Annotated in this window: 29 protein-coding genes and 1 tRNA gene; 11 read left to right on the forward strand and 19 right to left on the reverse strand. The window is 63.6% G+C overall.

Annotated elements, in window-relative coordinates; genetic code table 11:
* Positions 1-170: 170 nt before the first annotated feature.
* Positions 171-1,046 carry a DMT family transporter gene (locus IVA88_RS20595; protein WP_247499017.1) on the reverse strand — a complete coding sequence of 292 codons (876 nt, stop codon included), beginning with the start codon at positions 1,044-1,046 and terminating at the stop codon, positions 171-173.
* Between the two features lie 151 nt (positions 1,047-1,197).
* On the opposite strand from IVA88_RS20595, the gene IVA88_RS20600 reads away from it, so the two are divergent.
* Positions 1,198-1,596: a RidA family protein gene (locus tag IVA88_RS20600; RefSeq protein ID WP_247499018.1), complete on the forward strand. Its 399-nt coding sequence runs from the start codon at positions 1,198-1,200 to the stop codon at positions 1,594-1,596.
* Between the two features lie 51 nt (positions 1,597-1,647).
* Here IVA88_RS20600 and IVA88_RS20605 read toward each other — a convergent pair whose 3' ends face one another.
* The 3 genes from IVA88_RS20605 to IVA88_RS20615 all read right to left on the reverse strand — a co-directional run bounded on the left by IVA88_RS20605 (position 1,648) and on the right by IVA88_RS20615 (position 3,254).
* Complete coding sequence (locus tag IVA88_RS20605) at positions 1,648-2,193, reverse strand: hypothetical protein (RefSeq protein WP_247499019.1); 546 nt, start codon at positions 2,191-2,193, stop codon at positions 1,648-1,650.
* Complete coding sequence (locus IVA88_RS20610; RefSeq protein WP_007610621.1) at positions 2,138-2,482, reverse strand: hypothetical protein; 345 nt, start codon at positions 2,480-2,482, stop codon at positions 2,138-2,140. Before IVA88_RS20610 ends, IVA88_RS20605 begins: the two co-directional genes overlap by 56 nt.
* A gap of 184 nt (positions 2,483-2,666) precedes the next feature.
* On the reverse strand, positions 2,667-3,254 hold the full coding sequence (locus tag IVA88_RS20615) for a formyltransferase family protein (protein WP_247499020.1): 588 nt from the start codon (positions 3,252-3,254) through the stop codon (positions 2,667-2,669).
* A gap of 189 nt (positions 3,255-3,443) precedes the next feature.
* Here IVA88_RS20615 and IVA88_RS20620 point away from each other — a divergent pair, with 189 nt between their 5' ends.
* The 3 genes from IVA88_RS20620 to IVA88_RS20630 all read left to right on the forward strand — a co-directional run bounded on the left by IVA88_RS20620 (position 3,444) and on the right by IVA88_RS20630 (position 4,869).
* Positions 3,444-3,731: a hypothetical protein gene (locus IVA88_RS20620; RefSeq protein WP_247499021.1), complete on the forward strand. Its 288-nt coding sequence runs from the start codon at positions 3,444-3,446 to the stop codon at positions 3,729-3,731.
* Positions 3,732-4,068: 337 nt separating this feature from the next.
* Positions 4,069-4,287: a hypothetical protein gene (locus IVA88_RS20625; protein ID WP_247499022.1), complete on the forward strand. Its 219-nt coding sequence runs from the start codon at positions 4,069-4,071 to the stop codon at positions 4,285-4,287.
* 165 nt (positions 4,288-4,452) lie between these two features.
* Positions 4,453-4,869, forward strand: coding sequence for a hypothetical protein (locus tag IVA88_RS20630; protein WP_247499023.1), 417 nt, complete (start codon positions 4,453-4,455; stop codon positions 4,867-4,869).
* Between the two features lie 28 nt (positions 4,870-4,897).
* Here the strand turns inward: IVA88_RS20630 and IVA88_RS20635 are convergent, their stop codons facing one another.
* The 3 genes from IVA88_RS20635 to IVA88_RS20645 form a co-directional block, all read right to left on the reverse strand.
* Positions 4,898-5,200, reverse strand: coding sequence for a hypothetical protein (locus IVA88_RS20635; RefSeq protein ID WP_247499024.1), 303 nt, complete (start codon positions 5,198-5,200; stop codon positions 4,898-4,900).
* Between the two features lie 91 nt (positions 5,201-5,291).
* Entirely contained in the window at positions 5,292-7,337 is a 2,046-nt protein-coding gene (locus IVA88_RS20640; protein WP_247499025.1) for an acetoacetate--CoA ligase, read from the reverse strand.
* A gap of 144 nt (positions 7,338-7,481) precedes the next feature.
* A complete protein-coding gene (locus IVA88_RS20645; RefSeq protein ID WP_247499026.1) occupies positions 7,482-7,709 on the reverse strand; it encodes a hypothetical protein in 228 nt (75 codons plus the stop codon).
* A gap of 305 nt (positions 7,710-8,014) precedes the next feature.
* Here IVA88_RS20645 and IVA88_RS20650 point away from each other — a divergent pair, with 305 nt between their 5' ends.
* Entirely contained in the window at positions 8,015-9,124 is a 1,110-nt protein-coding gene (locus tag IVA88_RS20650; protein ID WP_247499027.1) for an AI-2E family transporter, read from the forward strand.
* A 98-nt stretch (positions 9,125-9,222) separates the two neighbouring features.
* Positions 9,223-9,618 carry an NUDIX hydrolase gene (locus IVA88_RS20655; RefSeq protein ID WP_247499028.1) on the forward strand — a complete coding sequence of 132 codons (396 nt, stop codon included), beginning with the start codon at positions 9,223-9,225 and terminating at the stop codon, positions 9,616-9,618.
* 1 nt (position 9,619) lies between these two features.
* On the opposite strand, the gene IVA88_RS20660 is transcribed toward IVA88_RS20655, so the two are convergent.
* From IVA88_RS20660 to IVA88_RS20675, 4 genes are all read right to left on the reverse strand, one after another.
* Entirely contained in the window at positions 9,620-9,907 is a 288-nt protein-coding gene (locus IVA88_RS20660; protein WP_247499029.1) for a Zn-ribbon domain-containing protein, read from the reverse strand.
* A 155-nt stretch (positions 9,908-10,062) separates the two neighbouring features.
* Entirely contained in the window at positions 10,063-10,302 is a 240-nt protein-coding gene (locus tag IVA88_RS20665) for a hypothetical protein (protein ID WP_247499030.1), read from the reverse strand.
* A 156-nt stretch (positions 10,303-10,458) separates the two neighbouring features.
* Complete coding sequence (locus IVA88_RS20670) at positions 10,459-10,701, reverse strand: hypothetical protein (RefSeq protein WP_247499031.1); 243 nt, start codon at positions 10,699-10,701, stop codon at positions 10,459-10,461.
* 292 nt (positions 10,702-10,993) lie between these two features.
* Positions 10,994-11,164: a hypothetical protein gene (locus tag IVA88_RS20675; RefSeq protein WP_247499032.1), complete on the reverse strand. Its 171-nt coding sequence runs from the start codon at positions 11,162-11,164 to the stop codon at positions 10,994-10,996.
* A 490-nt stretch (positions 11,165-11,654) separates the two neighbouring features.
* Between IVA88_RS20675 and IVA88_RS20680 the strand changes: the two genes are divergently transcribed.
* Positions 11,655-12,317, forward strand: a complete 663-nt coding sequence (locus IVA88_RS20680; RefSeq protein ID WP_247499033.1) for a hypothetical protein — start codon at positions 11,655-11,657, stop codon at positions 12,315-12,317.
* A gap of 77 nt (positions 12,318-12,394) precedes the next feature.
* On the opposite strand, the gene IVA88_RS20685 is transcribed toward IVA88_RS20680, so the two are convergent.
* The 3 genes from IVA88_RS20685 to IVA88_RS20695 form a co-directional block, all read right to left on the reverse strand.
* Complete coding sequence (locus tag IVA88_RS20685; RefSeq protein WP_247500369.1) at positions 12,395-12,601, reverse strand: type II toxin-antitoxin system HicB family antitoxin; 207 nt, start codon at positions 12,599-12,601, stop codon at positions 12,395-12,397.
* 111 nt (positions 12,602-12,712) lie between these two features.
* Positions 12,713-13,012 carry a hypothetical protein gene (locus IVA88_RS20690; RefSeq protein ID WP_247499034.1) on the reverse strand — a complete coding sequence of 100 codons (300 nt, stop codon included), beginning with the start codon at positions 13,010-13,012 and terminating at the stop codon, positions 12,713-12,715.
* A gap of 1,102 nt (positions 13,013-14,114) precedes the next feature.
* Positions 14,115-14,408: a hypothetical protein gene (locus IVA88_RS20695; RefSeq protein ID WP_247499035.1), complete on the reverse strand. Its 294-nt coding sequence runs from the start codon at positions 14,406-14,408 to the stop codon at positions 14,115-14,117.
* Between the two features lie 342 nt (positions 14,409-14,750).
* Between IVA88_RS20695 and IVA88_RS32455 the strand changes: the two genes are divergently transcribed.
* Positions 14,751-14,882, forward strand: coding sequence for a hypothetical protein (locus tag IVA88_RS32455; RefSeq protein ID WP_256466812.1), 132 nt, complete (start codon positions 14,751-14,753; stop codon positions 14,880-14,882).
* 87 nt (positions 14,883-14,969) lie between these two features.
* Here IVA88_RS32455 and IVA88_RS20700 read toward each other — a convergent pair.
* Positions 14,970-15,045, reverse strand: a tRNA-Lys gene (locus IVA88_RS20700).
* Positions 15,046-15,047: 2 nt separating this feature from the next.
* Between IVA88_RS20700 and IVA88_RS32460 the strand changes: the two genes are divergently transcribed.
* A complete protein-coding gene (locus IVA88_RS32460; RefSeq protein WP_256466813.1) occupies positions 15,048-15,182 on the forward strand; it encodes a hypothetical protein in 135 nt (44 codons plus the stop codon).
* Between the two features lie 188 nt (positions 15,183-15,370).
* Here IVA88_RS32460 and IVA88_RS20705 read toward each other — a convergent pair whose 3' ends face one another.
* Both IVA88_RS20705 and IVA88_RS20710 read right to left on the reverse strand, forming a co-directional pair.
* A complete protein-coding gene (locus tag IVA88_RS20705; protein WP_247499036.1) occupies positions 15,371-18,046 on the reverse strand; it encodes a glycosyltransferase in 2,676 nt (891 codons plus the stop codon).
* A gap of 215 nt (positions 18,047-18,261) precedes the next feature.
* Positions 18,262-18,852 (reverse strand): beta-1-3, beta-1-6-glucan biosynthesis protein, encoded by a 591-nt coding sequence (locus tag IVA88_RS20710; protein ID WP_247499037.1) that lies wholly within the window; start codon positions 18,850-18,852, stop codon positions 18,262-18,264.
* 223 nt (positions 18,853-19,075) lie between these two features.
* Between IVA88_RS20710 and IVA88_RS20715 the strand changes: the two genes are divergently transcribed.
* Positions 19,076-20,740, forward strand: coding sequence for a beta-(1-6) glucans synthase (locus IVA88_RS20715; RefSeq protein WP_247499038.1), 1,665 nt, complete (start codon positions 19,076-19,078; stop codon positions 20,738-20,740).
* Here IVA88_RS20715 and IVA88_RS20720 read toward each other — a convergent pair.
* The gene (locus IVA88_RS20720; RefSeq protein ID WP_247499039.1) at positions 20,700-21,080 is read right to left on the reverse strand and encodes a hypothetical protein; all 381 of its coding nucleotides are present in this window, start codon (positions 21,078-21,080) and stop codon (positions 20,700-20,702) included. The genes IVA88_RS20715 and IVA88_RS20720 overlap by 41 nt on opposite strands.
* 184 nt (positions 21,081-21,264) lie before the next feature.
* Here IVA88_RS20720 and IVA88_RS20725 point away from each other — a divergent pair, with 184 nt between their 5' ends.
* A complete protein-coding gene (locus tag IVA88_RS20725) occupies positions 21,265-21,411 on the forward strand; it encodes a hypothetical protein (protein ID WP_247499040.1) in 147 nt (48 codons plus the stop codon).
* A 76-nt stretch (positions 21,412-21,487) separates the two neighbouring features.
* On the opposite strand, the gene IVA88_RS20730 is transcribed toward IVA88_RS20725, so the two are convergent.
* On the reverse strand, positions 21,488-22,834 hold the full coding sequence (locus IVA88_RS20730; RefSeq protein WP_247499041.1) for a hypothetical protein: 1,347 nt from the start codon (positions 22,832-22,834) through the stop codon (positions 21,488-21,490).
* Positions 22,835-22,869 lie beyond the last annotated feature (35 nt).

Consider the following 22,869-nt stretch of genomic DNA (forward strand, 5'->3'; position numbering starts at 1 on the left):
TGCAGGCAGCAACAAATTGGCAGCAAACCTACACGAAATCGCCCGGCGCCGTGCAAGCAAAACGATCGCAACCTGTTGCTTCGCGGCCAAGTGTTGCACGGTGGATTACCCCTCCAACGTGATCCAAATCACACGGCCACTTTGTTTTGTCGCGCGAGGCGGCGCGAGGTTCAGTGTGCGGGAGCCGGAACCCGGGGAGCTGGCTTCAGATTCAGAAGGTTGCCGAACAGGATCAGCGCGGCGCCGACCACCGTCCAAGTATCAAGCCGCTCGGAATAGAGCAGCCAGCCAGCGGTTGCGGTCAATGGAACCCGCAGGAAGTCCATGGGAACGACGATGGTCGCATCCGCATAGCGCATCGCGCTGGCGAGGCAGTAATGCGAAAACGTGCCGCAGACGGCGATCACGCATAGCCAGGCCCAGACGTAGGCGGAAGGCCAGGTCCAGACGAACAGCGTAGGAATGAAGCCTGCGACCGATTGCACCACCAGCATCCAGAACAGGATCGATAGCGCGCTTTCGGTGCGGGTCAGCGACTTGACCAGCACCATGGACACGCCAAAGCCCATCGCGGCGCCGAGCGCGATGAGCTGACCGGGATTGATCTCGCCGGTGGCGGGGCGGACGATGACGATCACACCGACGAGGCCGAGCACGATGGCGGCGATCTTCCACGGGGTCATGCGCTCGGACAGGAAGCTCACTGCGAGCAGCGCCGTCCAGATCGGCATCGTGAATTCAATTGCCACCACCTGGCCGATCGGGATCAGCGTCAGCGCAAAGAACCAGCCGAGTTGCGCAACATAGTGCACCAAATTGCGCCCGATGTGCTGCGGCAGGCGCGACGTCCTGAGCATCTTGAAGCCGCCGGCGCGATAGATGATCGGCGAGAGCAAGAGGTATCCTAGCAGCGAACGCACTTCCATGATCTGAAATACATTCAGTTCGCGCGTGGTCTCGCGCCCGGCCACCGCCATGACCAGCATCAGGGACAGCCAGCCCGCCATCCACAGGGCAGCCATCGTTTTGGACGGTGTCGTGTTCATCGGCGCAAATGTTGGAGGCGAGGGTCCTGAGGGAGCGCCGGTATCGGCGACATCGCCGCCGTTTGCAACGGCCAAATCTGCGGATGCAGCGATGCAGGGCGGCGTGCTAAGCCATCAGCGAACAAGGACAAAAAACGGAAGGGCTTCGCTCATGCACATCTTGCAGCCGGCCGAGTGGAAAAAACCACGCGGCTTTTCCCATGGTGTCGTGGTCGAGGGGCCGGGCCGATGGGTGGTTCTGGCCGGCCAGACCGGCGGCGACGAGACCGGCAATTACGCGCCTGACATGGCAGCGCAGGTCGGGACCGCGCTGAAGCGGATCATCAAGCTGCTGGGCGAGGCCGGTGCCGGCCCCGAGCATATCGTCCGCCTGACCTGGTACCTGACTAGCCGCAGCGAATATGAGATGGCCGGGACCGGCATCGGCGCGGCCTGGAAGGAAACGCTGGGGCGCAATTTCCCGCCCTCGACCTTGCTCTACATCGGCGGTCTCGTGGACGACCGGGCCAAGGTCGAGATCGAGGTCACGGCGTACGTGCCGGGCACATAAAAAATCGACCCGGCGAGATCGCCGGGTCGATGGAATTCTACTCGTATCGCCTTAGCGCGACAGCGCGATGTTGGCGCCGCGGAACTGGCTATCGGCGCGCATCGTGACGTTCTGCTTGTTGCCGGACGTTTTCAGCGAGATGTTGGCGTTGAAGCCAGCGGTGGAGGCGAGCAGCTCATAGTTTCCGCCGGCGCCGCGGCCCGAAAGGGAGCCGCTGATATTGCGGCTGGCCTCGGACCAGCTGCCCGCGATGGCGCTGCCTTCAGCCTTGAGGTTGGCGCCGAGATTGAACTTGTAGGCGTCGCTGGCGCAGGTCAGCGACAACTCCATGGTCGGTCCGATCGGAGCGTATTTGGCTCGGCAGCGGATCCGCTCGGTCGAGCCGTCATCCAGGGTGACCGTGCCTGAGCCGCTCCAGCTGCCTGCCAGCGGAGCGAACGGGCCGGACTGGGCCTTGCTCTCGGAGTTGGCAATCCCCGCCGCGAACACAACGGCGGCCGCGATCAGCAGCCGCCGGCTTAGAGCGCTGGTCACGAACTGCCTATTGGCGCGATGCTTCCCACCGCCCGCTGCACGGTATGCCTGCAGATGCTCCATTCCACTTCCCCGATCCGGCGTTGCCGCTGAGTTGACCGTTGGCATATGCACCATTGATCGAAACTTTCACAAGACCCTCCCGGCCGATGGTGCCGGAAACGTTAGCGCCAGGTGCGGTAATCTTGCCGTCGGCAACCGTCAGCAAGGAGCTTGCGGTCGGCTCGCAGGAACCGCTCTTGGTGACGATGGTGACCTGCCAATTGCCGTCATAGGGAGTCTGGGCGAAAGCGGGAGCGGCGAGGGTGATAACTGAAGCGGCACAGAACGCCGCAATGCGGGCAAAACGCATAAATCCATCCTTGAATCTGTCTGATATGCTGACGCTTATTCGGACAAAATGTGACGGAAATTTGGTGCAATGCCAAATCGAAAATTGTTCCTGTGGAAACAATGGTTTATTTGCGTTTCCGGCTGCAATTTTCGAAGCAGAATCAACGCCCCTTCACGTTAAGGGTAAACGTCAGGAGAGTGGCTCACGAAAGACTTGGCGCCGAGGTCGCGAACTGCTCGTCCTGTGTCTTGGACGGTAGCGCCTTGTGGACCTTGGCATAATCGATCACGTCGGCCAGCAATTTGAGCCCGAGCGGGGCGAGCGCGCGCTCCCACAGCTCCCGCGCGGTCTCGCCCTTCTTGACGAAGCACCATTCCTGGGCGGCGATGGCGCCGGCGTCCATGCGGTCGGCGAGGTGATAGATCGTGCCACCGGCGATCGGATCGCCTTCCTTGATGGTCCATTCCACGGCGGCCTTGCCGCGATGACGCGGCAGCAGCGAGGGGTGATAGCCAATCCCGCCCAGCTTCGCCGCGGCGAGCGCGTCCTGGCCGATCCGGGCGTGGCTGTGCGCGGTGACGATCAGATCGGTGTCGGGTGCGATCTCGGAGGCCACCACCAGCTTGGGGTTGGCCTGGACCACGACGTCGATGCCCGCCGCCTTGGCCGTCGCGGCGAGGCGATCCTCGGCGTCGGCCACCACGACCCGCACGATCGAGACGCCGTGCTCCCGGAGCATGTTCAGGGTGGTCACGCCGAAATGGCGGGAGCCGACGAGGGTAATGCGCATGGGTGTCCGATCCGTCTCGCAACTGCGTCATCCCCCGATAACACGTCCGGACGTCCTGTCACCACCCGCGCGGCGTTTGCGCCGGTTATCAACAATGCGCCGGGCGAGGGTGCACGATGAATTCCGCGATTGCGGAGGCGGCCGGTCCGGTGTTTCCATGCACACATGACATTGGCGTGGAGCGAGCGCATGCGGAGCGTGTGGTTTGTCCTTCTCGCGGCGCTGATCGCGACCACTGCGGCGCGTGCCGGCGAACCGCCCTATCCGGCGGTTCCGCCTGAGGTTGGAGTGGCGCCCTTCATCGGCCCGACCTGGGACACTTATCGCTGCGCGGAAGGGCCGGTCACCAATTTCTACCATGGCGCCTATTACGGCGAGGAGCCGCCGGCACTCTATCGCGGGTACGCGTACCGGCCGTATTACCGCTACAGCGCCTACCGCAGGCTGCCGCGCAAATATTTCTGTGTCACGGATTAGCGTTGCCGCGCCGTCACGGTCAGACGGCAAGTGGGGAAACAGACGGCTCCTGTGTTTGGTTTTTAACAGAGAGATTCAGGATTGGCGTTAGAACGTGGACCAACCGGGGCTGGCGACATTTCAAGCCGTATCCGTTTTCGAACCCGGATTTGGCCGCTGGCGTGATCGCCAGCAGCTTTTTCGTACTCGGCAATCACGAAATCATCTGACGGTAACTCGATCTCAACCAGCCTGGCGTATCGACGAATCCGTCGCGGATTTGTATTGCGTACCGCGACACCGAAATTGTCCCGCCGGCGTGGGTGCGCCGCGGGCTTTTTTCGCCGGGACCGATTTCATGCCGAGCGCGATTGAGCAGATCGTCGACATCTATGTCCGACTGAAGAACCGACGCGGCCTCGACGAGCTGATGATGCACCGACAGCGGCTTGCGGTCGATCTGAAGAGCAGGTCCGGCTACGACTTCAGCCTGCCGATCGGCCACATCGACGAGGAGATCGCGATCATCGAAGCCGGCCTCAGCCGGCTCGCGGCGGGCAGTTCGAAGGCGGTCTAGCGAGGCTTTCGAGGCGAGCCGATGCGAGGACTTGGGTACTATGGCGCGTCGTCGCAGTCGAATTCCGGTTCATGCAGGGTTCAGCCCGGCCATGCGTCAATCAGCAGGTCGTTTCGTGGGACACAAATCCTGCTACGCTTGTCCCCGTAATTTGGAGGAGACGTCATGATTGAGCTTGCGCTGGCCGGCCTGATTGCATTTGCAACCCTGCCTGCTGCATCGCCAGCACCGGTAGTGGAGCAAGTTCAATTCAGAGGGGGCCCCGGCGGGCAGTGTCCGCATGGCTATGACTTCAACCACTCGAACGGCCGCTGCTATCCCAACGACTATCATGCGCCCGGCACCTACACGGCCCCCGAACCGAGCTATCGGCGCCGCGGCGGCCTTTGCCCGGACGGCTACGACTATAATTACTCGAACGGCAGTTGCTATCCGAACCGTGCGCGAGCGCCCGGCGAATATGGGCGCCCCGACTCCTACAGAACCCGCGGCGGACTTTGTCCCGACGGCTATGACTACAATTATTCGAGCGGACAGTGCTTCCCGAACCGCGCACGTGCGCCCGGCCAGTACGGGCGCTAACCGGTCGCAGTGCTGACGGATTTATCGCTCAGTCGCGGCGGCCGCCGTCGATGACGGTGAACAAGGGCCGTGCCGGGTTCGGTTCGACCAGCAATTCCTCCACCAGCGAGGCCGCCGCATCGACGTATTTGCGCGTCGGCTTGTCCAGGGGACGCCTGGCTTCGTCGTCGAGCGCGACCTTTGCGGCCTCGACCAGCTTGCGCATCCGCGCCGCATGGTCGTCGCCCGCCGTCAGTGTCGCGCGGGCCAGCGACCGCAGCACGAACAGCTCGCCCTCGAGGCGGAGCAGACGGTCGTTGAGCCTGGTGAGGACGGCGTTGAGGTCGGCCATGGCGCGCGTTCGTTGCGGAAGATCCATCCTGCTCTAGCGGCGATCGGTGAACGGAGTCCAAACGGCATCGGCGCAATTGGGCCGATCTCACTCAAGGCCCGGTCCGCGCCAGATAGTCGCGCGCGAAGGCGAGATACCAGTCGAGGCAGGCGGGATTGGCCATCGCCTCCCTGTTGATGACCTTTTCGACGGGTTGGCCGAGCAGCAGCTTCTTGATCGGCAGCTCCTGCTTCTTGCCTGAGAGCGTGCGCGGAATCTCGGCGACCGCAAAAATTTCGTTGGGCAGGAAGCGGCGGGAGAGGCCGGCCTCGATCGCCCTGTTGATCCTCGCCTGCATCGCGCCGTCGAAGGCGGCGCCTTCGCGCAGCACGACGAACAACGGCATGTAGCTGTCACGGCCGAGATATTCGAGATCGACGACGAGGGAATCGAGCACCTCCGGCAAGGCCTCGATCGCGGAATAGAGTTCGCTGGTGCCCATGCGCAGGCCATGCCGGTTGATGGTGGCATCGCTGCGGCCATAGATGATGCAGGAGCCGTCCGGGTTGACCTTGAGCCAATCGCCGTGCCGCCACACCGGCCCGCGGCCGCTGCCGTCGAAATTGTCCGGATAGGTCTCGAAATAGCTCGCGCGATAGCGCGCATCGTCCTTGTCGTTCCAGAAATAAAGCGGCATCGACGGCATCGGCTCGGTGCAGACGAGCTCGCCGACCTCGTCGATGACGGCGCGGCCCTGTTCGTTGAAGGCTTCCACGGCAGCACCCAGCAGACGGCACTGCATCGCGCCCGGCGTCTGCGGCAGTTCGCGGTTGCCGCCAATGAAGGCGCCGGCGAAATCGGTGCCGCCGGAGATGTTGGCCCACCACATATCGGCCTGCGCCTTGCTGCCGTTGGTCTTGGAGAGCGCCGCGAAGCGCTCGTTGAACCAGGCTTGTGTGTCGGCGCTCAGCGGAGAGCCGGTCGAGCCGAGACAACGCAATCGCGACAGATCGCCGGCGGCGAGGTCGACCTCGGCCTTGGCGCAGTTGGCAAAAAATGCCGCGCCCGCACCGAAGAAGGTCGCTTTCGACTGCGCGACGAAGCGCCACAGCGTGGTCCAGTCCGGCTTGTCCTTGGTCCCGCCGGGACTGCCATCGAAGATGCAGCAGGTGGTGCCGCTGAGCAGGCCGCCGACCTGCGAATTCCACATGATCCAGCCCGTCGAGCTGTACCAGTGATAGCGCTCGCCGAACGAGTTTGGGTGATAGGAGCAGCCGAGATCGTTGTGCAGTCCGAGCAGTGCCAGCACCACGATGACGATGCCGCCATGGCCGTGCACGATCGGCTTCGGCAGGCCGGTGGTGCCGCTGGAATAGACGATCCAGAGCGGATGATCGAACGGCAGCCAGGCCGGCTCGAACGCGTCGATGGCGGCACCCGTCGTTGCGAGGATATCGGAGAGCAGTGCATCCGGCGCTGCGGGCGCGGCGGCTTCGCTTTGCAGGATGACGTGCTCGACCGTCGGCAGCGATCGCCGCAGCTCGGCGAGGACGTCTTTGCGATCGTGTCGGCGGCCGGCATAGGTGACTGCGTCGCAGGCGATCAGCACCTTTGGCTCGATCTGCTTGAAGCGGTCGATCACGGCCGGCGCGGCCATGTCGGGCGCGCAGACGCTCCAGATCGCGCCGATGCTGGCGCTCGCCAGGAATGCGATAATCGTCTCGGGGATATTGGGCAGATAGGCGGCGATGCGGTCGCCGGGCTTGATGCCTTTTTCTTTCAAGTGCAACGCGAGGGCCGCCGCCTTGCGCCGCAGCTCCGGCCAGCTCGTCTCGCTCAGCCTGCCGTCCTCGCCACAGCTGACGATCGCGGGCAGACCGGCGGCGTCGGCCGCGTCCACATGCCGGAACACCTGCCGGGCATAGTTGACCTGGGCGCCGGGAAACCAGACCGCGCCGGGCATCTTGCGCTCGGTGATCACGCCCGCAAACGGCGTTGGCGATTGCAGATCGTAATAGTCCCAGATGCTGTGCCAGAAGCCGTCGAGATCGCGCACCGACCATTGCCGCATGTCCTCGTAGCTGGCGAAGGTGAGGCCGCGCCGTTGGGCGAGCCAGGTGCGGTAAAGGGCAATTTGGGGAATGAAAGCTGCGGTCATGGCGTATCAAGGTCAGTTGCGGGGAAGGGCAGTTTATCTGCTCCCGCAGCGTACCAGAACCCGCAGTTGGCGCAGGCGCTCGCGCTGCCATGAGCGACATAGCCTGCACTCACCCCGGCTCCGGCTGAGAGACGTCCTGTCAACCTACCAACCGGCTCCCGCCCAGCGCCTTCCGAACACGGGCGGCTTGGTCTTCACGGCTTGCCAGCCGAAGAAATGATGCTTGCCGGACCAGGTGTGCACCACGCCGCTGCAGATGCTGCATTTGAAACTGCCGGCATGCGGCTCGGCGTGCTCCTCGCGGGTCGCGGTGTAGTTCATACTGCAACCCGCGCAGGTGAATTCTTCGATCGTCCAGATGCTGTTGGCCATTGCACCGAAAGTGTTTTTGCGAGGTCTGGGTCAAGGGTAGATGTGAGCCTTTGCGGCGGCGTAAATTCGCAGGCTGAAATACCGTTAATGCCCGTTAGGCAAATCCTGTCCGCTACGGGCCGCCATCTTCGCCGCGCGATGATCGCCGGCCGGTCCAAACTGCGCCGCCATTGGGCGTGAACTACCACTTCCAAACCGCTGGTCACCCCCCGGGGCACCCCGTCGCCTTGACGCCGGATGCGCGGCTGGCAATAACGCTGGGCCGCGCAACTGCCGGTACCCGCGTCAATGCCGCAAGGAAAGCCGTGCCCGTGAAAAGTCTGCGTCAGCTCCTGACGGGCGAGGACATCATCCAGCTCGTGATCCGGGTGGGCCTGCTTGGCCTGCTGATCATCTGGACCTTCCTGATCATCCGGCCCTTCGTGCCGATCCTGGCCTGGAGCGGCGTGCTCGCGGTCGCGTTCTACCCGGCCTTCAGCTGGGTCGCCAAGATCCTCGGCGGCCGGCCCAAGACCGCAGCGGCGATCCTGACCCTGATCACGCTCGGTATCGTCATCGGTCCTGCGACCTGGCTCGGCATTAGCGCGGTGGATGGCGTGCGCGAGCTGGCGCACCAGCTCGGCACCGGCGACCTTGCGCTCCAATCGGCGCCGGAGCAGCTCAAATCGTGGCCGCTCGTTGGTCCCTGGCTCTTTGACCTCTGGGAGCAGGCCTACAACAACATCCGCGCGGTGCTGCGCGAGGTGGCGCCTTATCTCCAGCCGCTGGCGGGACCGTTGCTTGGGCTCGCGGGAGATGCCGGCGTCGGCACGCTCCAGTTCCTGGTGTCGGTATTCGTGGCCGGCTTCCTGTTTCCGCACGGGCCGCGGCTGGTTGCGGCGGGCCGCGGTTTCCTGTTTCGCATCGTGCCGGAGCAGAGCGAGCATTTCCTGGGGCTCGCGGGCGCGACCATCCGCGCTGTGGCACAGGGCGTGATCGGCGTCGCGATCGTGCAGGCGCTGCTCGCCGGCATCGGCTTCAAGCTTGCCGCGGTGCCGAGTGCAGGCCTGCTTGCGTTCATCGTGCTGCTGCTCTCTATCGTGCAGATCGGCGCTTTTCTCGTGCTGCTGCCGGTGATCATCTGGATCTGGACCGCCAAGGACGTCACCACCGCGCTGCTGCTCACCGTGTTTCTCGTCCTCGTCGGCTTCCTCGACACCATGTTGAAGCCGCTGGTGATGGGGCGCGGCCTGACCACGCCGACCATCGTGATCTTCGTCGGGGTGATCGGCGGCACGCTCGCCCATGGCATCGTCGGCCTGTTCATCGGGCCGATCATCCTGTCGGTGGCCTGGGAGATGATGATGGCCTGGATCAGGACAGAGGACCGGGCAGAGGCGGGGACAAGGGCGGAGACACGGGCGGGCGAGGGCTGAGCACCTCGCGCGGGCCGTGACCGAGCCTTCGGCCGAACTTGTCTATTGAGCTAGACAAGTTACGATAGGCTAGATTCTGTTTGAGCCTACGAGCCGTAATGGCGAAGTCTTCCAAGCTGGTTGCAGCGAAGCGCGGCAAGGTATTGTTGGTCAGACGCCGGTCGGACGGCCTGTGGATGTTCCCGGGCGGCCGCAAGCGCGCGCGCGAGTCCGACAAGGACTGCCTGCGGCGGGAGATCAAGGAAGAGCTGCCCAAGCTGAAGCTCGGCCGGATCAGCCTCTGGAAGGAAGTGACGGCCAGAAACAAGCGCTCCGGCCGCAAGATGAGCGACGCGATCTTCATCGCGAAGGGCGCCAAAGGCAGGCTCGCGATCGGCGACAAGGACGAGATCGACCGTGCCGTCTGGCAGAAGCCGCGCGGCATCCGCCTGACGCCGACCTCGCGCTACATCCGCGACCGCCTGTTTCCGCGGAAGCCGCGGCGACGCGGGTGAGCTAGTCCTCGTCGTTCGGCGACGGCTGCATCCGTCCGGCGTGGGACCGCGAAAAATTGCCAGGCGCTTGCGGCGCGGATCTCCTGGCCATCTCGGTTTCGCGCTGCTCCTTGCGGGCCGTGCGCGCGCGCTTCATGGCCTGCTTGACCTGAGGGTTCGGCGAGTCCTCCGCGAAGAACAGCACCACCTCGCAGCTCGGACATTGCCTGGAATAGCCGTCGTGCAACCGTCCCGCGTGGTCGCGGAACACGTTCTTGCACCGCGTGCACTGAACCTGGACGAAACTCATGCGCGATCGACAATGACTGATGGAAATGGATTCTCAGGTGATCCCAAATGTCTGAAGAAAGCTTGAATGCTTGCGGCAGCCCCGCGCGCGGCCAAGCATCATCGGTCCGTCGCGACAGCCGGCAGGCTGAGATCGTCAAACCGTTCGATCAGCCGCTATTGCTTGGCCGCTAGCGTCTCCAGGCAATGGTTGAGAAAGACCGTGCGATCTCTCGGCAGCACCTTCTCGAGATCCGCCTTCAGCGCGCATTCGCGCTGCCGCATCTGCTCGGCCCGCCGCTTCTCGGCGGCCTCGCGATATTCGGGAGCAACCTTGTTGGGATCGACGAGCGCTTGGGAGCGGGCGGGAGCTGTCACGGCGAGTGCAATGGCGGTGATGACAATGAGCTGTTTCAAATGAGCCTCCGTAAAAGGCTCATCCTAGCGCGCGGGCGGCGAGGGCTCAAACGGCAAGTTCGACGAGACGACCGACTGCGCAGCCTGTCCGCGCAGCATCGCTAGCCGCTCGCGACGCCGAATTCGAGGACCTGAAGTTGGCGGCAGTGAAGTCCGTCACTTCGGGACGTGGTCGATCTTGTGGCCGAGATGCCCGGTGTCGTGATCGCGGCGCAGCTGGCTCAGCGATGTCTCGTTCAGCTGATGCAGGACTTCGTTGAGTTCAGTCGTATCCGGATAACCGGCCGCAAAACCCTTGCCGTAGATCTTGCGCAACGTCCCGACCAGTGTGTTGCCGTGCTTCTTGCTGATCGCGCCATCCTTGTCCCGATGACGATTATCGAGGCCCGTTTCCTTCATGGCTTTCTCCCAGAGCGGCGTCTGCGCGCCTGGAGAGAGCGTGCTCCCAAACAAGTCGATTGGCAACGGTGCGGGGCGCCGGAGTGGAGCGCCGGCTCGCGCTTGCATCTCGTGGCTGCGAAGCCGCGTCGGGGTGCGGAAAGATCGGCCGGGCTGTGTGAAGCGGCTCACAAGCGGTTGTCGAGACCGCTGCTATGAAGGCCTCATTGCTTTACCAATCACCGCCGTGGCCAGCGTGCGCGAACGCGCGACCAGAGGGGCGGGTGCTTTCTGAAAAGCGAAGGCGGATCGACTAGGCGGCTTGCTCCTCGAACGAGGTGTAGACCTGGCCACCTGGACCAACCACCCGAACGTCCCAGCATCCGTCGGCGATCAGCTCTTTGGCCTTCTTGAGGGCGGCGGCGAGTGACAGCCGCTTGAGGCTGACGACGCCTGCCGTGTCGAAACCGCTGATTTCAAACATGCCGCTCCTCCTGTTTTGTCGAATCCTACACTTTTTGAACCGGTTGTCTCGCGGCTTTTGGGATAGGGCGCCTGGAACACGACCGAGCGCCGGCCAAACCGCGAAAACAACCCCATGCACAGTAGCTAAGTCGTGCTGGCGCAACGCTTTCTTTTTGGCGCAAGGCCGTCTCGCATCCGGCGGAGAAGCCGTTTGACCCGTCGGGCAAAACAGGGGTATTGTGCCAGCTTCGGAAAATCAGCTTCCGAGCAAGGCGGCTGCCCAGGATCGGCGAGCAGCGGTTGCACCCAGCATGCGAGTTGTGTCCGCCCCCACAGACCCCGTAGTCGGCCGGGGTGGCGGGGCCTGCAGCAGGCTGCGGCCGCTAACGTGGAATTAAGCTGAAAAGCCGACAATTTTGGACAGTTGTAGATGGGTGCTGTGTAAAGGAGTCGTCGCGAGGACGTTCCGGCGACGGCTTCCGGTTGCTCGCTCATTTGGGGTCAATGCCATGACCGCGACTTTCGAAACGCAAGGCCTTGTCGAACAACTCGACCCTGCAGCACTTGCCGCGGCCATCGCGGCCCACGAACCCGCAAGCCTGGACGCTCCAGAACCGATCAAGCGGTCCAGCCGGACATCGGTCATGGCGCTGTCGGTGTGCGCCCTGGCCATCAATGGCGCGGCGGCGATCTACACATGGCCGTCCGGCCTGCCATCGCTGAATCTGAGCAGCCTGGCTGATCTGCTACCGCGGCAAGAGACTTCAGCGCCAAAACCGGATCCGGTCGTCGCTGCCTTGAAGGATATTCAGTCCACCCAGCAGCAACACACGGCTTCGCTGCAGGAGAGCAACCAGGCACTGCAACAAAACGCGGCCGTGTTGCAGGCGGATTCGATGGTGCTGCTGTCTCTGCGACAGAGCATCACGGACGAACGCGTCGATGTGAGGAAGGTATCCTCGCAGCTGTCCACGCTGATCGCGAAGATCGACTCGCTGCAAAATGCGATGATGTCGGACGTCACGTCCTCCATTCGGAGAGCGCATGCGCGCTACGGACTGTCCGCAGCGATGCGCAAACGGATCGCCCGGCAGTCTAAATCCGTCGGGCCCGTTTCGGTTGGCGGAGCGCCGTTGAGTGTGCCGGCTACGATTGCGGCGCCGGAGAGCTGAGGAAAGGTCGACCAAATCACCTGTGGCGATCTCCGGGGGATCCCGAAGTTCTGCGCAACCATCGCCTCCGACCGAACTTAGCCAGCCGCCGCTCGTCGCAAATGTGAGGGAACCGGGACAGAGCGGTGCTCTTCCTCGGCGGCCTCGATCCAACACGCAATTGCATCGTGCACGTTCTGCACCGCCTCGAATTCGGTGGCGCCGTCGGACATGCAGCCGGGAAGGTCAGGCACTGTCGCGACAAACCCGCCGCCATCTTCGTCGGAAAGCGGGTCGATGATGATCTTCTAGTGCGGACGCTCGCCCATGTGGTCTCAATTTCGTAGGAGGGCTACCAGCTTCTTGATATATGTTGGCTTGCCCGCACACTCTTCGTCGTGGCGACTGTCTGCTCCTTAGTGAGATGCGGAGTTCAATGCAGTGTCACCGTAGCTCGATTTTGTTTGCGGCCATTGTCCTGAATCCACTACGTGATGGCTTAGCGACTCAAGACGCCGGTCCGCGAGCGATGCCTCGCAAGCTTCAACAAAAGCTGGGATGTGATCGGTAATCAGGTTGTAGGCGTATCCAAAGATTTCCAGTCCATGAACCAGCGCGCCAAAGGCTAGCGCACGAGTTGAGGCGTTCTCTTTTAGATCCCGTCCTGAAAAGGTGGTGAGATTATCATCAGAACGCTCCGAGTAGATTTTCGCCAATGATTAGCACCGTGTCGATAGCCGTCGACGCGAACGGCCGCCCTATGCCGGGAGAGCGGCGGCTATACAAGACCCGTAAGGAGAAGGCCGTCGCGCATGGTCTCTGGCCATGCTCTCAGACTCCCGGCGCCAGTGCTGTCCACTGCCAACCGGGCCTGAGAAGCGGTCACCAGAGCACCAGCTTCCACACCGGCCGGCTCTGCATCAAGCTCAGCCTATGCCTCGCCATCGCTGGCAAGAAGATCTGCGGCATATGAGGGAGGCCCGCCGGTGGCGGGCGCACCGCAATTACGAAGGCCGCAGCGGGAGGTTAAATCGCTGCGGCCCGCGTATGGTCAAAATAAGCCGGGTAAAATGAACTAAGTGAAATATGCAGCCAGCCCCGGTAACAGAATTTAGCGCTAACCTTTTTTCAATTGCAAGTGCAATTTCGGGGGAACCGAAGTATAGCTATCGGGCATTGCGTTCCAGAACGGGAACGCGCGACCGGCGATTGCTTGGGCGCATTTGGTCTCGTCCTCATCGCCAGCTTTCCGAACACGCGCGATTGCAACCCCTGATTCCTGGCGGTCGTCGTCCCAGCATGAGATGATGATTCATATTTGCGTTTCGGAGGGGGAAGCCCGATGCGCCTTGCATTGCCCTATGTCGGAATTTGTCTCTGCGCGTCACTCGCGGCGTGGTTTTCCTTCACGCTGATCTATTGACCGAGCAGATCATCGCCAGGTGTCAGCAACCGGGCGTGAGACGTAATGCCCAAACCTTGGTCAAGAGCGGCGGTTGATGACGCAGCAGCCAAGAGCTGGGGCAGTGAAAGCGTAGGCGCCGGTCACTGAGTGGGCCGCTCCCGGCGCTCAGATCCGCAATTGGACCGGCTGCCGGGAGCATTGGGGGCTGGAGCGTGAGCCGTGCCATGCCCGCCTTTTAAGGACAACCTGTAGAAGAGCGGAGTCCGGTAGTTATCCCGACTCCATTTCCGGAACGGGGTGTTCTACTGTGAGAACACCGGGGCGATTTAAGTACTCATCAATTTGCACTTATCCGGGATGGCCGCAGTGGGGGCTGGAACCACCCTGCGGCCTTTCCCATGTCGCGAAGACGGTCACTGATCGCTCTTCAGCTTGCTCCGGCCCCAGTGAGGTTCTTTTCCCTTCCGGTTTAACTCCGGGACATAGTGTCGGTTTAGCGCTCGCATCACCCCGATACGGGCGAACATCGTTGGGCCGCCATCCTCTGCGACCAGCATCAGAGCCTCCATCGCGGCTTGCCACGCCGACGCAGCGTGCTCTTTCTTCGGCAGTCCAGAAATGTATTCGCCAGCATCTAACAGGGTCACCAACCGGAGGCCGCCTAATTCTATCGGATCGTCGAAGGGCCGCCTCCAGCCTTTGGTCATTTCGTCTTTTGATAGCGGGCGAGCTCCGCTCTTGCGAGTGCCCGGGCCTGCTCAAGGGCCTCGGCGCCGGTCAACAGGTTCGGCGCGAGCCGCCGACCCGCGATATCGTCCTAATAGAAATAGACGCTCGGCCGACCATCGGCGAAGCAGACTTCATAGCTGCCGGTCCGGGGCACAGCTTCGTGCTTACGGATGTGGACGGGCGCGGTCATGCCGCCATTCAAACCACGCTCGACGCAAACGCAAGTTGTCGATACCTAGCGGCGCGGAACGAACGCGAGCTACTGCGTGTCGTGGGTATGGACGACTCAGCCCCTCGGCATCCGCAAGAATAGCTCGACCATGAACCAGACGATGGGCGTCCAGATCAGCAACAGCACTGCCGCCATCAGCAGCTCTCGCCACCGCCCACAACTCGCGGCCGATGATGCCGAGCACCATCCCGAGGATGAGACCGATCAGCGAGACCACTGATGTCCTCCGGTGTGCATGGTGTGTGCACGCCAGATTTTGGGAGGAGAGGGAGGCGGTCGATATTTGAAGGTAAGTCTTTGATTTGCTTGGTGAGCGCGCTGGGGCTCGAACCCAGGACCCCGTGATTAAAAGTCACGTGCTCTACCGGCTGAGCTACGCGCTCCCATGGCCGCTGATGGCTTTGAACAGATCGCCATCGTCTTCGGACATTTGGAAAAGCATGTCTTGCCGCCACGTTTGCTTCGCGTCGCAGGGAAAACCGGCTGTTTCCGGATCATGCTTTCGGCCCGCGCTGTGTAGGGGGATGGGGCGCGGAGGTCAATAGCGCGGGGGATTGCCGAAGTTCGCAGCAGGAGCCGGGATTCGTCCGGTGTTTCCGGGGCTTAAGCCGGGATTTTCAACCCGATTGGCGGCCCGTCATCCACGTCCAAGAGTGATCTGCCTTAGCAATGCGGAGGTCTCGCCCGGCGCGGCTGCCATTGCCGTGGTCAGCTCGCCTCCCGCCGGACCTCGTTCGGCACCGGCACCGGCTGCTGCGCGCCGACGGGGGTCGGCAGCGCGACCGGGCGCAGGCCGATCAGCTCGGCGGTGCGGATCGCGCTGTCGCGCCAGAACTGGAACGAGTTGATGCGGCTGAGCTCGAGGATCGCAATGGCGACCGCAGCCAGGAACGGCAGGCTCTGCAGCACCAGCACGCCGGCGAAGATGTAGATCTCGGTGATCTGGCGATAGCTGTTGGAGGCAACCAGCACGCCGGCGCCGATCAGGAGCAGGGCGCCGATCACGGCCTCCCAGAACGCCTGGAACTCGATCGACATCCTGGACAGGCCGCCCTTGGAGGTGCGCGCGAAGGCGATGTGCTCGGTGATCAGTCCTTGCGCCACCGCGCGCGACACCGTCCACTGCACGCTCATCGCCGCGATCATCGCACCCAGCATCTGGCCGGGCTTGATCGCGACGCGCGCGCGGTACATCGACAAGAAGTGCGCGAGCGAGACGATGAAGGCGCCGATGATCGGCAGCGTCAGGATCTTGTCGGGGATGGCGATGTCGGCGAAGGCCACGATCGGCACCCAGACGAGGTTGAGCAGCGCCACCACCACGCCGAGGCTCTCGGCGCCCAGCCAGTTCAGCCAGCCAAGGCCGTATTCGCGCTTCTGGTCGGGCGTCAGCCGGCTCTTGCCGGGCAGGAAATTCCGCCAGTGCTTCTTGACGATCTGCAGGCCGCCATAGGCCCAGCGGTGACGCTGCTTCTTGAAGGCCTCGTAGGTGTCGGGCAGCAGGCCCTGGCCGTAGCGGTGGTTGGTGTAGTGCGTCGTCCAGCCGAGCTGCTGGATCGAGAGGCCGAGATCCGAGTCCTCGCAGATCGTGTCGGACGACCAGCCGCCGGCCATGTCCATCGCGGCGCGGCGGATCAGGCACATCGTGCCGTGCACGATGATGGCGTTGGTCTCGTTGCGCTGAACCATGCCGATGTCGAAGAAGCCGGCATATTCGCCGTTCATGATGTAGTGCATGATCGACAGATCGCCGTCGCGATGTTCCTGCGGCGCCTGCACCAGGCCGACGCTGGGATCGGCGAACGCCGGCACGAGGTCCTTCAGCCAGTCGGGATCGACGACATAGTCGGCATCGAGGATGCCGATGATCTCGGCGTCGACGGCGGTGCGGTCCATCGCGATGCGCAGCGCACCGGCCTTGAAGCCCTGCACCTTCTCGGCGTTGATGAACTTGAAGCGTTCACCGAGCGCGCGGCAATGATCCTGGATCGGCTGCCAGAAGGCCGGGTCCGGCGTGTTGTTGATGATGACGACGCATTCATAGTTCGGATAGTTCAGCCGCGACAGCGCATCGAGGGTCTGCTTGAGCATCTCGACCGGCTCGAAATAAGCGGGGATGTGGATCGAGACCTTCGGGTAGTAATTCTCGGGCACGCTCTCGACCGGCTTGCCCTTTGTGAGCAGCCGCTGCGGCGGCCGGCCGAACGCGACCGCGGCGATCTCGTCGATGCGCGCCATCGCGATGAGGACGAGGGGAACGAGCAGGATCATGCCGAGCGTCAGCGCGAAGGCCGAGCCGAAGATGAAATAGTGCCCGTTCCAGAACGCAAACACGGTGGCGGCCCAGGCGCCGACGCCATTGGCGGTGGCCGACAGCAGGAACGCCTGCTTCGCCGTCGGCTGCTGCAGCCGCAGAATCGGCAGCGACAGCAGAACGCCGACCAGCAGCGCCACACCCATCAGCTTCCAGTAGTCAGGGTTTTCCACCGGGCCGGTCCAGGCGAATTTCGGCTCGCGGCTGGCGTTGAGGATGCCCCAGTACGGACCGACGCCGCCTTCGAAATATTTCCAGGGCTGATCGATGGCTTCGACGATGTTGTATTCCATGCCGATGGCATCGGCGCGGCTGACGAAGTTGCGCAACGTCAGCGCCTGCTGGAACGGACCGGGATCCGCGTTGCGTAAGTTGTAACCCGCGCTCGGCCAGCCGAACTCGGCGATCACGATGCGCTTGCCGGGGAATAGGTTCCGCAACAGATTGTAGCGGTCGACAGCCTGGTCGACCGCCTGGTCCGAGCGGAAGTTTTCCCAGTAGGGCAGCACGTGGGCGGCGATGAAGTCGACGTTGGAGCCGAGGTCGGGATTGTCGCGCCAGATGTTCCAGATCTCACCGGTCGTCACGGGCACGCGGACCGCGCCCTTGACCTTCTTGATCATCTCGATGAGGTCTTCGACCTTCTGCTCGCCGCGGTAGATCACCTCGTTGCCGACGACGACGCCGTTGACGTTGCTGTTCTTGCGGGCGAGCTCGATCGCGGCCTTGATCTCGCGCTCGTTGCGATCCTTGTCCTTGTCGATCCAGGCGCCGACGGTGACCTTGAGGCCGAACTCGGCCGCGATTGGCGGCACCAGTTCCACGCCGCCCGTGGACGAATAGAGGCGGATCGCGCGCGTCATCGTCGACAGCGTTTTCAGGTCGGCGCGGATTTTCTCCACCGTCGGGATGTTGTCGATATCGGGGTGAGCCGATCCCTCGAATGGCGCGTAGGAGACACTCGGCAGCAAGCCCTTGAAGTCGGGCGCGGGCTCCCTGTCGCGCAAGACTCCCCAGAGGCCGGCGTGGAGCGCAGTCACAAGCAACAGAACGGCGGCGACAACGCGCATCGCGGCTAAACCAAAAGGGGCTGAGGGGGCAGGGAAGCGGATCCGACCCCGAGATCCGACCAAGTCCGCGGCAAATGGAGCATACCTCTGCAGCGCGGTTTCACAACTGTCATGGCCTCATGACCGTATGAGGGCATGTCGAGTATCCGAGTGCGCGGCAGTGCCAATCGCAGATATCGCCGATCGTTCCTGAACGCAGGCTGAAACGATCGCGGCTATTTCGGGGGCGCCGGTGCCGGGCTTGCCGCAGGCGAGGGGCTGGCGGCCGGCTGCGGCTGCGCATTGCCTGATGTCGGCGCGGCCGGCTGCGAGGCCGCGGCCGCCGCCTGCTGCGGCTGGGAGGCCGGGTTGATCCAGCAAGCGTGCACACGGCTGTCCAGGGTCTCGGCGACCTTGGGATCGATCTGGCCGCCAAAGCGGGTCAGGCAGCGGAAGGCGGCCTGAATGTGGCCGCCGGGGCAGCCGAAGCGGTCGTAGAGGTCGAGGTGCCGGAATGCGGTATCGAGGTCATCCCGCCACATCAGCCGCACCACGCGCCGTCCGAGCCAGACGCATTCGGGGTTGCCGGCCGGGCCGCTGATGACCTGGGCTGCTTCGGCGAACTCGTCTGTGCGGCGCTGGTTCTGGGCGGCATCCTTGGCCGCGTCGGCGGGCTGGGCGGCTGCCTTGCTCTGGTCCGGGGCCGGCGTGCCGCTCTGAGCGGAAGCGGCACCAATACCGATCAGGATGACAAGGGAGGAGACGGCCAAGGTGGCGGCGAACTGCCGCACGACCGCATTTCGTAACTCGAACACCCGTTGCCGCATGAATTCCCCAATATATAAGCTGACCGTCCGCGTCAGGACCTCGCGGACGCGCCGGTGATGGCGTCCAAATGGGTCTCCAATGCGGCGGAAAAGTCCTCCCGAGTCCATGGCCTGAATCTCGAATTTTGTCCAGCAAAGTCACGATCCTAGGCCTCGGTCGAACGGCCGCAGGTAAATTCCTCGGGGGAGGGATGGATCCATAACGGAGTCACCCCCTTGGCAGATGGCGTGCGAGCAGGTAATCGACGGCCCTTCGCGGAGGACGGAACCGATTTCTCTTCGTACGCCACTGGCGCTTCTGCTCATCTCGCTGGGTGCGATCGCTGCCGTGTGGTGGTGGCTTGCCACGCCGATCACGCTCGCGCGCGCCCCGATCGATCCCGCTGACAAGGTCCAGTGCGTCTCATACGCGCCGTTCCGCGGCGAGCAGTCGCCCCTGAACGCATGGACCCATATCGAGGCCGAGCAGATCGAGCAGGACCTGCGCCAGCTCAAGGAGATCACCGACTGCGTCCGCACCTATTCGATGGAGAACGGCCTCGATCAGGTGCCGGCGATCGCGGCCAGGATCGGCGGGCTGAAGGTGCTCCAGGGCATCTGGCTCTCCAGCAACCGCACCAAGAATTTCGAGCAGGCCGCGCTCGCCATCCGCCTCACCAAGGATTTCCCCGGCATCATCACCAGCGTCATCGTCGGCAACGAAGTGCTGCTGCGCGGCGAGATGACCACCGCGGACCTCGTCTCCATCATTCGCTCGGTGAAGGCGCAAGTCAGCGTGCCCGTCACCTATGCCGATGTCTGGGAGTTCTGGCTCAGGAATCGCGAGGTCTATGACGCCGTCGACTTCGTCACGATCCACATCCTGCCGTACTGGGAAGACATTCCGGTGCGCGCCAAGTTCGCGGCGTCCCATGTCGAACAGATCCGCGAGCGGATGGCGGTCGCCTTTCCCGGCAAGGAGATCCTGATCGGCGAAACCGGCTGGCCGAGCGAAGGGCGCATGCGCGATGGCGCGCTGCCGTCGCGCACCAACCAGGCGCGGGTCGTCTCGGAAATTCTGAGCCTCGCGAAGGCGCAGAAATTCCGCGTCAATCTGATTGAGTCCTACGACCAGCCGTGGAAGCGCAAGCTGGAGGGCACCGTCGGCGGATATTGGGGCCTCTATGACTCGGTGCGCCGCAGCCTGAAATATCCGCCGGGCGAGCCGATCAGCAATTTCCCGTACTGGAAATGGTACATGGGCGCCGGCATGGGCCTCTGCGCGCTGGTGTTCGCGGTCGCCGGCCTGACGTTGCGGCGCAGGCCCTGGACGCCGCGTTTCTCGGCCTGGCTCGGGGTGGCGATCTCGGCGACGTCGGCGGGCATCCTGCTCGGGATCGGCGCCGACAAGATGTACTATGAGAGCTACGGCATCGGCGGTTGGCTGCTGTGGGGGACGCTGCTCGCGGCCGGCATCCTATCGCCGATCTTCTGCGCGCAGGCGATGGTGATCGGCCGCAGTCTTCCGACCTTCCTCGATCTGCTTGGTCCGCGCGAGGGCCGGAAATGGTCAAAACTCACCGCCGTGCTCGGCCTGACGCTGGCGGCGAGCGCGGTGATCGCGGCGCAGACTGCGCTCGGCTTCGTGTTTGACCCGCGCTACCGCGACTTCCCCTATGCCTCGCTGACGATGGCGGTGGTGCCGTTCGCGCTGTTGATGCTGAACCGGCCGCAGATCGGCCAGCGTCCGATCGCGGAGTCGGTATTCGCCGGCGTGCTGACGCTGTCGGCAGCCTATGTGCTCGTCAACGAAGGCCGCGACAATTGGCAGTCGCTGTGGACCTGCGCAATTTACCTGTTGTTCGCGCTTACGCTGTGGCGGGCGCGGGCCGAGCAAATCCAAGAATGAACAGGCCGACCGCCAGGCCGGACAGCACGACATTGTAGAGCACGATGCCAAGGCCCGCGGCGATGATGCCGACGGTCAGGAGCACGATCGACGGCCGCATCAGGTTCAGCGTTGCAACCACCAGCGCAACAATACCGAACACCGAACCCTTGAACAGCACGGTCGAGACCGAGCGCGCCTTGCAGATCAGGGTCTGAAGTCCGGCGTCGCAGGCGAGACCTACCTGCGAATTTTCAATTGCGAGGTAGCGCAGATAGAGCGCATAGCCGACGCTGGCGAAGCCGACGACGATCAGGAACTGCACCTGGTAGGGCGAGAGGCGGAAGGGCTTTTTTGTCATGGCGGCAATATGGTCGGGAAGGCGCGGGCGGGCAACAGGGAAGGTGAGTTTATGTTGATTGCGGGCCGTTGACGGGAGCAGCAAGGGCGGCCGCGCTTGCCCGAATATCTCCAGGAACAGGCTGGGATCGCGCAGGTTCTGAAAGGCGTGACCGCAGAACGCATGTTGCCTGCAAGGAGCGAGCATGGAAAAGCCAACTCGGGAGCAACTGGACGAACTCAAGAGGCTGAGCAAGGAAGCGCGGGTCGAGGATTGGTCGGAACTTGTCCAATCGAGGGATGAAGCGGAGAACCGCATTCGCGACCTGAAGGAAAAAGCGCGCATCGAGTAGGTGATTGCGTGGCCCATGAGCCATCAAGCGCGATGCCCGCGGGACGGTCTTGACCGCCAACGAGCGGATGCCGCGCCTACCGCCTGAAGAACGACGACAGCGTTGATCCCGTGGATGCGGACGCCGCCTCCGGCTTCGGCTGCGCGGCCGGCTGCGCCGCAGGAGCAGGCGCGGGCTCCTCGCGCTTTGACGAGCGTTTTGGGGAATAGCTGCGGCGGCGCTTGTCAGGCTTGGCAGCGGGCGCGGGCGCCGGCGCAGTCTCAGCTTGCGGCACCGAGTCCTGGTTCTTGTCGGCGTTCTTTTCCTGAACCTGATCCTGAGACTTTTCTTGCCCCTTGTCCGAACCGCCGCGCATCGACAGGCGCTGGCCGTCGAACACGGTGGTCTCGCAGTGGCGGTCGTTCTCGGCAAGGCCGGCGCAGAGCCTTGCTGCTGCCGCGGCGTTGATCAGCGGGCCGGCGCCGAGACGAAGCTGCATGCCGAGGCCGGTGTTGCCTTCCTTGATCATGATGATCGGCCGCAGCGCTGCGATCTCGGGATTGGATTTGCTCAGCCCGCGCCAGAGTGCACGCAGGCCGTCGATCGAGTTGGCGCCACCGAGATCGATCGCAAAGCGCGTCTGCTGAACCGCAATCGCAGGAGCTTCGCTCTCGGCCGCTTCCGGCGGCTTCGCTGCCACAGCAGCGACCTCGATCGGAGCGGAGGCCGGGTCGGGCTTCTTCTCGGCAGCCTTCTCAATTGCCTCGGGCTGCATCAGTTTTGATGCGGCCGGATCGGGCGGCGCCATGATCGATTTGGATGGGACCAACGGAAGCATCGGCAATGCCGACGTCGTCGCCGGCGACTGCGCTACCAGCGAGGCGGCAGCCGCGCTCTGTGGCGGCGGACTCGACGGCTCCTTTGCGGACTCGGCACGCGGCTTGTCGTTGGCCGGAGCGGGTGTCGAGGCGACCGGCGCGATGCTGGGCGCCGGTGGCCCGACCAAAACTGGCGCGTCCTGCGGCTTCGCAACGGACGCCTGCGGCGGCGTGGTCGTCTGCTTGGCGATGGCGCCGGTGACGGAATCGAGCCCTTGCTCCAGCACGGTGACGCGCGAATAGAGCCGGTCGCGATCAGTGTTCAGCGTCTCGATGGCGGAGGCGAGGCGGCGGGCCTCGTTCTGGCTCTCCTTGGTCAGCATCTGGAGCCGGTCGGCCTGGCGCGCGAGATCGGCGGACGCAACCTGGTCGCGCCGCCAGCCGAGCTGGGCCTGATTGGCCAACACACCAATCACCACGGCCCCGACGGCCGCCACGCCCCACGAGCCCAGCCGCCACATCATGCCGCGATCGTACGAACTCTCCTCGGCCACAAGTCCGGAGAACAGCCCGCCGGTCTCCTTGGCGCCGAAGGCATCCGCCAGTAGGTCGGAATCCTTTGCCATGAACGTTAAGTGCCCAACCCCTGTCCGGCTTCCCC

Origin of the sequence: Bradyrhizobium sp. 149 (genome assembly GCF_023073915.1) — a bacterium.
Taxonomy (GTDB): domain Bacteria; phylum Pseudomonadota; class Alphaproteobacteria; order Rhizobiales; family Xanthobacteraceae; genus Bradyrhizobium.